Source organism: Paenibacillus sp. LC231, from assembly GCF_001860525.1.
Lineage (GTDB): Bacteria > Bacillota > Bacilli > Paenibacillales > Paenibacillaceae > Paenibacillus_AQ.
In genome coordinates, this window is sequence record NZ_JFOM01000037.1 from 362,924 (window position 1) to 376,114 (window position 13,191).

At 49.4% G+C, this 13,191-nt stretch carries 12 protein-coding genes; 9 read left to right on the forward strand and 3 right to left on the reverse strand.

What is annotated here, in order from left to right; genetic code table 11:
• Nucleotide 1 precedes the first annotated feature (1 nt).
• The gene (locus AK95_RS22795) at nt 2–982 is read right to left on the reverse strand and encodes an ABC transporter permease (RefSeq protein WP_071222200.1); all 981 of its coding nucleotides are present in this window, start codon (nt 980–982) and stop codon (nt 2–4) included.
• A 378-nt stretch (nt 983–1,360) separates the two neighbouring features.
• On the opposite strand from AK95_RS22795, the gene AK95_RS22800 reads away from it, so the two are divergent.
• Nucleotides 1,361–3,679, forward strand: coding sequence for a helix-turn-helix domain-containing protein (locus AK95_RS22800; protein ID WP_071222201.1), 2,319 nt, complete (start codon nt 1,361–1,363; stop codon nt 3,677–3,679).
• 217 nt (nt 3,680–3,896) lie between these two features.
• Nucleotides 3,897–4,187, forward strand: a complete 291-nt coding sequence (locus AK95_RS22805) for a hypothetical protein (RefSeq protein WP_071222202.1) — start codon at nt 3,897–3,899, stop codon at nt 4,185–4,187.
• Between the two features lie 330 nt (nt 4,188–4,517).
• Here AK95_RS22805 and nfsA read toward each other — a convergent pair whose 3' ends face one another.
• Nucleotides 4,518–5,258, reverse strand: coding sequence for an oxygen-insensitive NADPH nitroreductase (gene nfsA / locus AK95_RS22810; protein WP_071222203.1), 741 nt, complete (start codon nt 5,256–5,258; stop codon nt 4,518–4,520).
• 185 nt (nt 5,259–5,443) lie between these two features.
• On the reverse strand, nt 5,444–5,647 hold the full coding sequence (locus AK95_RS22815) for a cation transporter (RefSeq protein WP_071222204.1): 204 nt from the start codon (nt 5,645–5,647) through the stop codon (nt 5,444–5,446).
• A 299-nt stretch (nt 5,648–5,946) separates the two neighbouring features.
• Here AK95_RS22815 and AK95_RS22820 point away from each other — a divergent pair, with 299 nt between their 5' ends.
• From AK95_RS22820 to AK95_RS22850, 7 genes are all read left to right on the forward strand, one after another.
• Nucleotides 5,947–6,564 carry a DUF5317 domain-containing protein gene (locus AK95_RS22820; protein WP_071222205.1) on the forward strand — a complete coding sequence of 206 codons (618 nt, stop codon included), beginning with the start codon at nt 5,947–5,949 and terminating at the stop codon, nt 6,562–6,564.
• Nucleotides 6,565–6,830: 266 nt separating this feature from the next.
• Nucleotides 6,831–8,687 (forward strand): bifunctional diguanylate cyclase/phosphohydrolase, encoded by a 1,857-nt coding sequence (locus tag AK95_RS22825; RefSeq protein ID WP_071222206.1) that lies wholly within the window; start codon nt 6,831–6,833, stop codon nt 8,685–8,687.
• 98 nt (nt 8,688–8,785) lie between these two features.
• Nucleotides 8,786–9,016, forward strand: coding sequence for a hypothetical protein (locus tag AK95_RS22830; protein WP_083397712.1), 231 nt, complete (start codon nt 8,786–8,788; stop codon nt 9,014–9,016).
• A gap of 141 nt (nt 9,017–9,157) precedes the next feature.
• Nucleotides 9,158–10,294 (forward strand): ArnT family glycosyltransferase, encoded by a 1,137-nt coding sequence (locus AK95_RS22835; RefSeq protein WP_235613207.1) that lies wholly within the window; start codon nt 9,158–9,160, stop codon nt 10,292–10,294.
• Between the two features lie 171 nt (nt 10,295–10,465).
• Nucleotides 10,466–11,092 (forward strand): phage tail tape measure protein, encoded by a 627-nt coding sequence (locus AK95_RS22840; RefSeq protein ID WP_071222208.1) that lies wholly within the window; start codon nt 10,466–10,468, stop codon nt 11,090–11,092.
• Nucleotides 11,093–11,296: 204 nt separating this feature from the next.
• Nucleotides 11,297–11,797, forward strand: coding sequence for a sigma-70 family RNA polymerase sigma factor (locus AK95_RS22845; RefSeq protein ID WP_071222209.1), 501 nt, complete (start codon nt 11,297–11,299; stop codon nt 11,795–11,797).
• Nucleotides 11,794–13,041 carry an anti-sigma factor gene (locus tag AK95_RS22850; RefSeq protein WP_071222210.1) on the forward strand — a complete coding sequence of 416 codons (1,248 nt, stop codon included), beginning with the start codon at nt 11,794–11,796 and terminating at the stop codon, nt 13,039–13,041. Before AK95_RS22845 ends, AK95_RS22850 begins: the two co-directional genes overlap by 4 nt.
• Nucleotides 13,042–13,191: the final 150 nt, after the last annotated feature.

Below are 13,191 nucleotides of genomic sequence, written 5' to 3' on the forward strand. Positions count from 1 at the left end.
TTTAGTACAAGCTTTCCTGACCGTAACGCCTCGCCAGCCGGTTGGCCGTAACCACGAGAATGACGCCGACAATCGATTTGAACAACCCGATAGCCGTACTGTAACTGAACTCTCCCTGCCGGATCCCCACCCGGTATACATAGGTATCGAACACTTCAGCTACATTGGTAACAGGTGCATTCATCATCAGATATATCTGTTCGAATCCCGTATCCAGAATTGTTCCCAGACGGAGGATCAACAGAATCAGGATCACGTTGCGCATCGCGGGCAGGGTAATATGCCACATCCGTCTCATCCGGCCCGCTCCGTCCATGACGGCTGCTTCATATAACTGCGGGTCCACTCCGGCGATGGCCGCGAGAAAGATGATGGTTCCCCACCCGACTTCCTTCCAGATGGATTGTCCCGTCAGCATCCCCCAGAAGTAATTGGGGTTGGAGAGAATATCGATCGTCTCCCAATCCATGGAGATGAGCCACTTATTAAACAAACCCTCCGATTGCGAGAACATGAGGTACGTAAGGCCATAGATCAATACCCAGGATAAAAAATGGGGGATATACACCAGGGACTGAATGGTCCTCTTATAGAAGGAATTTCGCACTTCATTCAGCATCAAAGCTAAAATGATCGGTGCCGGGAAAAAGAAAATCAAGCTCAGAAAGCTGATCGCCAGCGTATTGCGCAGCAGCATCCAGAAATCATCGTTGGAGAAAAACCGGGTGAAATGCTCGAATCCTACCCAGGGGCTTCCGAGCACTCCAAAGTATGGAGAATACTCCTGGAAGGCAATCACGAGATTCGTAATCGGAATATATTTGAAAATGATAAAAAAGATCAGACCCGGCAAGGCCAGCACGTACAAATACTTGTCGCGTACAACATCCGACCAAATCCTCCCCCACTTCGTTTTGGATTTCACGGAAATGGGGGGGCTCCCGCTTCCTTTTGCCGACTGAACGGTTTCTTGTGCTTTCATCGATACTCCCTCACTTTCTGCCTTGTCATCTCGTTCAACATACCGTTCACGGAATGTAGTCCTAATGTAAACGTTTGCAGGATTACCTGCAATTCGACTTTTTTTCCGCCGGCTCCAATCCCCCTCCCATTCGATGCACGGCACAGGGAAAGCTTGGTCTCTACGGCATTGTGGAACCTTTCGTTTCCTTGTATTGCACTTTTTTTCCACGGTAAATGAACGTCCGATTCGGTTAATCGGTAACGTTGACTCGAACTCGATTAGGAAGATATGATCTTTTCAACTCATCCACTCATTCGCTATGATAGTATGTAATCATTTTACCGGCTCGCTTCGATCAAGCCTTTGATTTGTCTATGCCAACAGGGGGTTAAAGTAATGAGGCAACAGAATCATGAATCCGTTTTCAAAGGTGTTATGTATTGGAGAAGCATCGCGCTTGCCGTTTTGTTAACATGCCTCCCCATCTCGGCCATAACGGCCGTCTACCTTTATGTGGGCAACCAGCATATGATTAACCAATATCAGCAGCGGAACGAAGAAGCCCTGGTTGACGCTGCGAGACAAGTAGACGAGCAATTCACACAGTTAGTCCACTACGCCCTCAATATGGTGGTGAAGCCCCATTTCAAGCCTTCGTTGTCTGATATGGACTTTGTATCGAATATCGAGGAGACGAATGAGCTGTTCAATACACTGAACCTGGTGGAGAATGCCGATCCGCTGGTGGATCAGGTCTATCTCTACATCAAAAAGCAAAATAAAATCATGGAGCCTGATCTCGGCCTGCGAACGCTGGATCAGGAACAGGATGCGTTAAACTTCAACAGGCTCATGGAAGGAGATACGGACATGTTTTGGGTCCATGACCTGGAGCGGCCTTTTAACAAGGATAAATCCTCTCACGCGCTCGTCATGCGACTTCCCTTCAACGGTCATACGCCCTACGGCGCGATTGTCATCTATATTGATCCGTCGAAGCTGCACGTCATTCGCAATAGCGAGAATCTCTCGTTCCTGCTGGACGACCATGGCCACGTCATCGGAGAGTCGGGCATGAGCCGCAGCATGCCGAAGGCGATGAGCGCGATTCAGGAACAGCTGAGGCTAACGGAGAATGCCCGGAGTGCGAATCATCTGCGGTTGAAGGTTCCGGTCGACCAGGATGTGTTGCTGGTGAATACCGTTCAATTCGAAAAAATGCAGCAAAGTTGGACCTATGTTTCCGGCACGCCGCAATCGAAAATCATTGCTCCAACGAAGCCGTATACTCATATCATCCTGATTTGCTTTGCTTTTGCGCTTGCGGCATCACTGGCTGTAAGCTGGTTTGCCTCTAAGAGCATGTATCGTCCTATCAGCAAGATGCTGAATATGATTGGTGGCGATCAGGCCAAACCGAGCGCACGATACAATGAGCTTGATTATATTGAACACGAGTGGAAGCAGTACCGGTTCTCGCACGATACGCTTCAGAGCCAATGGAATCGGTCCCTTCCCGCGATCAGGGAGGCTTATATCAATCAATTCTTGAGCGGACAAGCCGCCCACCTGACGGAGTCCGAATATGTGCTCAAGCTGCAAGAGATGGATCTTGACATTACCCATAAACAGTTCTCGGCCATCGTGCTTCAGCAGCACACTCACGGGGAGGATCGGACGCCTCTAACAGAAAACGATCAGCATCTTCTCACGTATGCCGCTCTGAACGTGATCCAGGAGCTGGCAGAGGACATAAGCGCATATATGCATCCCATTAACTTCTTCGACGGCTCCTTCGGCGTCATCTTGATCGTTCCGGCTTCCCATAAAGCCGATGAACAATCGCGTTTGATGAAGGAGCTGTGCGATCAGATCATGCGGGCGTTGCGCGATACGCTCCGCATGTCGGCAACCATCGTATTGGGCGGGCCAAGCTCAACCTGGACCGATGTTCCCCATATTCTCGAACAGGCCAAGCGGGCGCTTCATTACCGGTCCTTCGACGCAGGCAGTCAGCTGCTGGAAGCGGAAACCGTGCTTTCCCAGAAAAACGACTGGATCGATTTTCCGCTGGAATTGGAGCAGGATTTCATTCATACCTTGAATCTTGGGCTTCAGGGGGATGCGCTGCGTTCCCTAAGCCGCTTCGTAACAGCGCTTCAGGCCGGGGGAGGCTCGGAGTGGCATGTCCACCATGGCCTCATGCGATTAATCACAAGCGTTCACCGGTCTATGCTGCAGGCTGGCTTAAATCCATATCAGGTGTACAATTTCTCCAATCTGCAGGAAGAGCTGTCCCTGCTTCGGGATCCGAAGGCCTGCGTGACCTGGTTTCAGAAAGAAATTATCGAACCCTACCTCGATCAGTTAACAAAGAACTTCAACAGCTCCATGAAATCGCTGGTCGAAAACGTGCTGGAGCAAATCGAGCAAAACGGGATGCAGGATTTGTCCCTGGATGCCATGGCCATGGAAGCCGGCGTCAGTGTATCTCAGCTGAGCAAAGCGTTTAAGCAGATGACGGGCACGAATTATATAGACTATCTGACAACCGTGCGCATGAACCGCTGCAAAGAATTGCTGCTGACCACCGATCTTCGCATTCATGAGATTGCGGAGGCCGCCGGATATCAGCCTCCCTACTTCAATCGTATGTTCAAGAAGCTTGAAGGGATTACGCCCGGACAATACCGTCAGCAGGGCATCGGCAAATAAATCGGTATGTCATCCTGATCAGCAACCTCCATATAAAAGGAGACCGCTGAAAAAAAGGGCTGTCCCTTGGTCCGTATTTCATGACCTTTTGGGAGAGCCCCTTTTTTATGTGTTATGACTTACGTTCAAACGTCGTACATGGCGGCACGATTAGCGCCGACGAGTCATCCAAGCATGCTCCGAACAACGCATCGTGCGACAGGGAGCAGTGCGCACGATGTACAAAATAGTTGCACATTTTTGCGGACTCAGCGGACCTTATTTTGATCAAAAGCACCATTTCTCGATTGGTCGCGGACAAGAGATCCGTTATTCACCGAATAAGGCTCTCATGTTTCGGATTATACGCTACTTAACGGAACGTGTGTCCGAAAGATCCTGCAAAAATGAGCCCATAGCGCAAATAACGGATCTGAGGTCCGATACTGCTACTGCCGTGCTGCAACTCGTTCGGCGGCTTGCGACTTGTAAGCTACGGCAAACTTACGGTGCACTGCGCGGCATGTAAGCTACGGTTAAACTTGCGGTGCACTGCTCGCCTCCTACGCCACCAACCCCACATCAGCCAGGCTTGGTTCCGTGGCCGGCTGATGCGGGGTGGTTCCGATGTGGGGCTTGGTTCCGACGCCGGCTGGCGTGGGATGAGGTCCGAGGTCGGTCGGGCTTGGTTCCGAACTAGGCTTGGGTTCATGCCAGGCCTAGTTTCGGGGCCGGCCTAGTTTCGAGGCAAGCTTAGTTCCTAGAGCCGAGCCCTCCGGAGTATTCCCCACGAGAGCAGCCGTACCAGTCCTCTCTATTGATTTACGAGAGCGCTGTACCCCGCTTTCTCTATTCATGTCTAACGCCCCATGAACCCCTTCCCCTTCAGGAAGTCCTTCATGTGCAGCCTTACTGGCTCTGCCAGGCGTTTAGCCATAAGCGCCGACCACGGCGTGTTGTTTTTGCCATGGGTACGCAGAGACAAGTATTCGGAAGAGGTTTGATCGTAGTTCTTCACTTCTTCTATAGTCGCACGATTGTAGCTGTCGCGGTGCAGAACAGCCTCCACCGGAAGCCGAGGACGAAGCCCCGGTTCCTGATCCGGGTAACCCAGGCACATGCCAAATACCGGATAGACCAGCTCCGGCAGTTCCAAAGCCTCGGAGAACTCAGCAATGGAGTTTCGGACCCCGCCTATATACACGATGCCAAGACCAAGTGATTCCGCGGCGATCGCGGCATTCTGCGCAGCCAAAGCGGCATCCACCGTCGCCACGATGAAATTCTCGGTCGAATCCTCATACGTCTCTTGATCAACCACGTGCGCCTCTGCGCTTTTTTTCAAACGATACAGATCCGCGCACCACACCAGAAATACCGGGCATTCCACAATATACGCCTGATTTCCCGCTAAAGCGGCCAACCGCTGCTTCTTCTCTCGAGAGGTAACGGCAATCACGCTGTATGCCTGGACATTGCTTGAGGTTGATGCCATCTGACCTGCTGCCACAACGGCCTTAAGCTGCTCCTCTGACACGGGCCGATCCGAATATTTACGAATCGATCGATGGTTCATCAGAAGCGATATGGTATCATTCATCGGGGTATCCACTCCTTAGACTGAAAGCATTGTTCCATCTATTATGAAACTTCGGCTTGGGCAGTGCAAGTTCACGCGATAGGTGACACCGCGCAAAAAAGCCGGCTTGCTGTCGATCGCCTACAGCAGCCGGCTCCTATTTTAGCCAAAGCTCATGGCCTTGGATTATTCCAGGGAATGTATCGTTATGACACGATATCGTAGCCTTGCTCTTCAATCGCTTCTTTTAATGCTTCAAGGCTGACCTTGTTTTCGTCGTATTCGATAGCCACTGTATTGGATGCAAGATCGACTTTACCGGAAGCTCCCGCATTCTTCAGTGCGCCTTCCACCGAGTTCACGCAATGGTTGCAAGACATGCCTTCCACTGTCAATGTCACTTGTTTCATGCTGTCGTCCTCCTGTCATATAATGTTGTACCATTCAACCTTACTATACCCCCCATAAGTATGTAAAGCTCAAGAATTTGCTTCTTTCTGCAACAGAAACACGAAAAAAGTAGGAAGATTTATCCTTTTAATCTGTTATAATGTACATAATTCATTAGATTCATACAGGAAGGGACAAGCTTTTTATCAGACTTCCTAAATTTCTCCATAAAATTTGATTTTTGTTGCAGGAATTACCAATTCGCTGTCGAACTATCTTAATAACAGAGATAATGAACTATGAAAGTAGGAATTCTATCATGGTATTTGACGGCATTATACTCGGGTTAATTGTCGGGCTGATACGCGGCGGACTCCGTCATGGACTGCAGCAATTCAGTAAGATTCGTCTGAAGGGCGGCTTAATCTTCCCCATACTCCTGATTGTGCAGCTGCTCATATTCCGCTTTCAAGTGAACTCTGATTGGTTGGCAGCTGCAAGCGGCTACGTCTTTATGTTCATCTACGTTGCCGGCATGATCTTTCTCTGGATGAACCGGGATCAGAAAGGTTTTGGCAGCATCTTGGCAGGTGTCTTTCTGAATTTCCTTGTCATGGCAGTGAACGGTGGCAGAATGCCCGTTTCCATGAGCGCAGCCTCCGTGCTGGATCCCATTTATGTGGACATGCTAATGGATGCCACAGCTACTACCAAGCACTATCTAATGGACGCCTCTACCCGCCTGTCTCTTCTTGGTGACATCATTCCATTATCTCCACCTTATCCAAGAACGCAGGTAATCAGTATCGGAGATATTATCATGAATATCGGTATATTCTTCTACATTGTCCATCTTATGACTTCCGGGAAGAATACCAATGTTCAAACCTTAATACGCAAATCCGATACGACTGAACATGCTGAACCGCAGAATTAATCATACATCATACCACCTGGAAAGGAGGGAGAACTATGAAGAAAACTGATAAAATCAAGTATTCCCGTATCGTGTTGAATGCGATCATCGTTGCTTCCGTTGTTGTCGCTCTGACTTCCGGATACAGATTGGGATAACATAAACACCTAAAAAAAACAGGCTGGAATGCTCAGCCTGTTTTTTTACATCTTTTTCGTTGTTTTGCGACGCAATATATCTTAAAATGTGGAGAATACACCATGCTTTTTAATTGAGGAGAAACCGTTATGTCCATATTCAAGCGTCCTAAGATTTCCAGGGAACTTCCGGGACAGCTGTACTTTGTGTTCATTTCACTTATGGGCTGTATAACCTTTCTACTAGTACATCAAGGAGAATTTTTATACTACTCTCCTTCACAGTGGGTATGGGTTTACGCAATGTTAGGCGCCGCCCTAATATTAAATTACTTCACCTTCCAGCTGCCGCCTGAGGGTAATTTGCAATCTATGGATTCTTCCGTTTATTTAGCTTGCATATTTATATATGGCGCCCCTTTTGCTCTATCGGTCATCCTATTTAATACTCTAGCAACAGCACTCTATGACAGAAAGATCCCTTTTTGGAAGCATTTCGTTAATTTCTCCATATACACACTCATGATTGTTGGTTCCTCGTTTGTTTTTAAGGCAGCAGGAGGACAATCGGGTCCCATCATCAATGATCATTTTGGGGCTTACCTTGGCGCCCTGCTCGTCTATTTCATTATTAACGTTTTTCTGCTTGGATTTTATTATTACTTGTTATACCGGGGATCTTTATACGACATTCTGAAGTCCTTCATTAAGGACACCCTGCTCGTTTATTTGAGTACGCTCATACTGTCGCTGGTCCTCTCCGTTCTTATCGTACATAACGGCGTATTCGGCCTCACCTTATTCATTGGCCTGAGTGTGATGCTCTCTTATTCCTTTAAACAGCTGTTCACGATGTATAACGAAGTACAGGAAAAAGCAATCAAGGATCAACGGACGAGCCTGTATAATCACAGTTATTTTGAAAGTTTACTGGAGGACGAGATCAAGAAAGCCAAGGCCAATGAGACGCCATTGTCGCTGGCCATGATCGATATCGATGATTTCAAGAAATACAACGATCAATTCGGTCACCTGAAAGGGGATATGCTGCTCGGATTTCTCGGCAATTACCTCAAGGTGGAATCCGAAACGGCTGAAGTGGTGGCCTCTCGTTTCGGCGGTGAGGAATTCACGATTCTAATGCCGGGCTACGATGACAATAAAGCACGTTCCTTCATTAACAGGCTCCGCAAAAAATTGAATGATACCTATTTTGACGGCGTTGAGATATTCCCATCCGGGTGTCTCTCCTTCTCTGCCGGCGTTGCGTCCTATCGGATTGACATCCATGACAAGTCACAGCTCGTCGAGCTTGCCGATCAGGCGCTGTACTATGCCAAGAAGCAGGGCAAGAATAATGTGCACGTATACGGGAGCGGCGCCGAAAAAGAATCCGAGATCGACTTCGCGGAGGACGTCCGCGATATCGAGCAGCAGCTGAAGCTGTTCTTGTATAAAGATGTGGATACGTTCAAACACTCCAAACGGGTATTCCGCTATGCCATGGACATCAGCGAAGTGCTCGGGCTTGATAGTGTGGAACGACGCAATTTCGTACTCGGTGCACTCATTCACGATATCGGCAAGCTTGAGATTCCTTGGGGGATCTTGAACAAACGGGACAAGCTCACGGCCGGTGAATGGGAAACCGTCAAACGGCATGTCAGCTGGGGTAAGCGCATCGCGGAAACGAACGAGAAGTTCAAGGAACTGGTTCCTTACATTGAATTACACCATGAAAGATATGATGGCGGGGGATATCCGCACGGCTTCAAGGGCAGCCAAATCCCCAAACTGTGCCGGATGCTGACCATTATCGATTCCTTTGACGCGATGACAACGGAACGACCTTACCAGAAAACGAAAACCTTCGAGGAGGGAATTGAGGAATTGCTCCGCTGCTCAGGCACGCAATTCGATCCGGAGCTTGTTGAGCTGTTTATCCGTTATTTAAGACTCAAAGCAGAAGCGCAGCAGCAGCCTGCAGCCGGTTCGGAGACGTCTTAATGAGACCGATGCCCCTCCTATTATCATCTCTTCATGTTTGATACTTCCCCAAATAAGGTATAAAGGTAGTATCACAACGATAAATGAGGTGAGAAACGGTGACTGACAAGAAAAAGGATCTACCGCTTCACAACGGTCCCGGCAACATGGATCACCCTGAACAATACCCGACGGAACAAGAAAGCCTGTTCGATAAACATGAGAGCGAACAGCATGTGGACCCGATTCCGATGGAAGACGCCAGACTGGAGCACCAGGAAGAGAAGCAGCGGGACGGGACGTCAAAGAAGCGTTCATCCAGTAATGATAAGTATCACAGCGGCTTTTAAAAGAGGGACTGACCTTGTCACTGCAGCGTAACTTGAACTTATCGGCTCCGTTTTGGCGGAGCCTTTTTATTTCACCGTTTTTTCTTTAATATAGAAGAGGATGAATGCGGATTTAAACCTAGAGATTATATAAAGAGTGGAGTGGACCCTTTGTTTTCCATATGGACGTTAAACCGTGTGCAGCGAAGGATGCTGTTGATACTGATTGCAGCGGTTCTGGTTATGTCATGTCTGCTGGTTCTTACCGGTCTTCATGAACGTTCCCCGAGCATAAGCAGCGTGATCGAAGAACGATATATCCAAAGTGCGGCCATGATCAGCCACCCCGGTGGAGACCTGGAAGACCATGCTTCCAGCGTCATGCCCGGTGTGCCGCTTATGATTGCCGGACTTACCGCCTTATTCGGAAGCATGGATGCCGCCCTGATTGCCTACCAGCTCCTCCAATGCGTCTTCCATGCATTTTCCGTATACTTGGTTTTCGTACTGTCTCGCTACATGTTTAATACGCGAATCGCTTTTCTGTCATGCATGATCTACGCGCTGTTCTGGCCGGCCTACGGCGCAGTCCGGCTGATCCTGCCGGATACGACCATGCAGACCTTAATGCTTCTTCTGGTCTGCGCCGTCATCGGAGCGCTTGAATTGAAGCAGGCTGGCTGGTACGCAGCTGCCGGCGCGCTTACAGCGCTTATGGCTTGTTACAACCTTCAAGCGCTGCTGTATCCTGTATTGTTCATTGCCTTTTGGATCAAGTACCGCAGTCCGGTCAAAATCGTAACCGGCGGGCTCCTGCTTATTAGCGCAGGTTATTTGCTCATCTTATCTCCATGGTGGCTGAACATCCCGCTTTTCAATCGTTTGATGTATATGTCCGGTCCGTGGAACCTTGCCTCGCTGTGGCTGGAATCGAGGTACATCGAAGGCAACCCTTTGGTCCATCTCTTCCGGAGCATCTATGCCGGCCGCACCTCCAAATATGCGGCAGCGATCGGAAACGAGGAGGCCAGAAAGGTCGTGCAATCCGCATTGGATGCCGTCCGTCTCCTCATGCTGTTTGCCGGGACTGCCGGCGTCATCTGGTCGGTTTGGAAATACCATCTGAAACGGCAGCTCCCGGTGCTGCTGACGCTGCTGTATTTTATTGCCGCCGAATGGCTGGTTCCGAGCCTGGACGGCACCGGATTTCCTTATTCGGTCTTCCTGCTCCTCTACGCGGCATTTCTCGCGGACAAAGCGATTATCTATGCGCATAAGACCCGCCTGCTTCGTAAGTAAGTTTCAACGGAAGCCTGTCGCTCCATCATCATGTAACTTTTGCGCCTGAAAGCACTTATTATCTTGTGCCTTCAGGCGTTTTTTTCGCGTTATTCTAGAACCTTTCAGGCTGATGAAACGTCTATATTATATCTTCATTTTCATATATCCCTGTCAAGAGAGGTGTCAGGAATGAAAATAAACCGTAAATATATCGCCATTCTCAGTATCGCTGTGGCCAGCGTTCTGACGGTAAGCATCATATTCTTCTTCACGGATGCTTCGAATCGCTCGGGCCAGCATCATCGTTTGAACGACAACATGAACGGACAGGCGCTGGTTCAAGTCGGCTCCACCTACATCACGCATACCCATTTAACTGCCTATAAGAATAGCCTCGCGCATAGCACCGCGCCCCTCCCTGATGACGCTACGCTCCTTAAAGAAATGGCAACGCAGGAATTGATGCTTCAATTGGCCAACGAACAAGGCGTTGCGGCGAGTCTGGAGGATGGTATTGAAAGGGCCAAGGAGCTTCGGAAGACGCTCGAAACCCAGCCGCGGCAGGTGCAAGAACAGCACTTGCGCATAGTGGATACGATGGGCATTAGCGAAGATCAATACTGGGAAGACTACTCCCCGCCGGAATATCGGGATATGCTATCGATCGAGCGATTAGTGAATAAACTGACGACGGATATCAAGTCTACCCAGCCTGACGTCATAACCAGCACGCAGCAGCTGAAGGATGAATTGCTAGACACCGCATTGGATGAACAGCGAATTATCGTGTTGGATCCGAATATTCAATTGAGGTAACGCTGCATGGTATATAATGAGGTGCGACAGCCAGCAATACAACCCCCTTACAGTCCTACATCACCTTATATACGTTTGAAGCCCGCTCATCTGGCGGGCTTTTGCTTTTTGTGACTAAGGTGTTACATCGCAGCTTCATTTCTTTATTGCCGAAAGTGTAACTTTTTGCTCTGGTTAAACGTGTGTTTACTTAGAGGGGAGGACATGAAACTGAACAGTCTTGAATCGGTTTATCAATATTACGTAAAGGATGTTTATCGTTACTTGTACTCCCTCTCATCTGATCACCATGCGGCCGAAGACCTGGTACAGGAAACCTTTTACCGCGCTTACCTATTTCTTGAGAATTGGAAGGATGAACGAATCAAGCCATGGTTATTTCGGGTCGCCCATAACGCTTATGTCGATTATCAGCGCAAGGCCAGCCGCAGCATCGTGAAGGACGCTGTTTTTTTCGATCAGCTGATCGACCACCATACCCCGGAGAACATCCTGCTCCAGCAAGAAGCCCAAAGAGAAATTGGGCAAATGTTAACCGATATTCCGGAAAAGCAGCGACAAGCGGTGCTTCTGGTGGATTTTCATCAATTCACATACCAGGAGGCGGCGGATATTATGGGTATCACCTTATCCCATATCAAGATTACGTTATTTCGGGCCAGGCAGCGGCTGCGGGAAATGAAACGAAAGGATGGGTCGTTATGAGCGAAGAATTCAAACAACGGCTGAAGGATTATGCAGACGGCAAACTGACTGATGAGGAAAAAATCGAAATTGAGCGGGAAATGGAGAAGCTGGAGGAATACCAGGCTTACGTGAACGAGATGTTGGATAACGAGCGTTCGAGCGATGTCATCCCCCCGCATGCCAATAACGATCCAACCAGCCTCTCGCCAAAAAAAGAAAAGCGAATCGTGCGCAGGGGCAAATGGAAAGCCCGAATCTCGAATGCGCTGACAGTGATATCGGCAATTCTGGCTATAACGATCCTTAGCTCAATTGGTACAGCGTTATTCTACGGTGTCGGCGACCCGAGCCGAAACGATAAATACCAGGATGCCATCGCCTCCGCTATCTCGATCTCCCAACCTAACATCGAGGTTCCACTAAGCAGTCAGGGCAAAGTCTTCTTTATGCAGGAGGTGTATGGGGATATAGACAAGAAAGTGGGGAAAGAACGAGTGACCGTCGGCGAATATACCGTGAACTTCCTGTTCGGGCTGCCGTCCGTCGACATGGACTGGAACGAACGCAGTAGTCCATCACGGGTTTTCTACCGACCCGACAGCCCAGCGAAGGCGTCTTCAGTCGACCAAGACGAAGCTCCCCAGGAACAGTCAAAAGAACAGAACACCAGTCCCTCCTCCGCCAAGAGCGGTGACTGGTCCAGGCTTGGAAAGCTCCCCGAAGGTACCGTGGCCGAGGCTTATGTATCGTTTAACCGCTTCTTCTCGACCGACGAGTTGCTGAAGCAGTTCGAGAACCGGAACATGGAGCCTGTTTGGTTTGCTGTGGATACCGGGCCGAATGACCGTTTCGGCGATCATGATGGAATCATCACCGATCCTGTCGGCTTCCCGTCTTATCCCGTCTGGCACCATGACGATTTGACGGTAACCTCCTATCAGGAAGAAAAACGCGGCTGGTTCGGCAAAATCGTGTCCAGCGGCGGACATTACCCTTCAATAGACACCTACGGGGACGGGAAACTGCGGAATGAACACTTCATGAAATCGCTGCGGCTTCTGCAGGAGTACGAGCTCATTGCGAATCGGGTGGCTCCGTTCGTAGATGTGGACGCTTCCTTAGCTTATGTGGAACAAAACGGCGTTCGCCTCTATGGTGCTGTCATAACCGGGCCCGTCAAGGAACTGCTGACCCTGCGCGAGGTATCCTGGGTGCATGACCTGCGGGTCGGGGAAGTGCGGTTGTGGAACTGGGCCGAGTGATGATCTTTTAGCGAAATTCGTTTGCTTCTACAACTGAATAAGGGTGCCCAGCCATCCAAGCATACCCCGGATTACACACCGTGCCACATGGAGTATTACACACGATGTAAAATATCACATAGGGGCAACAAATCTCCCGGACTTCCTACA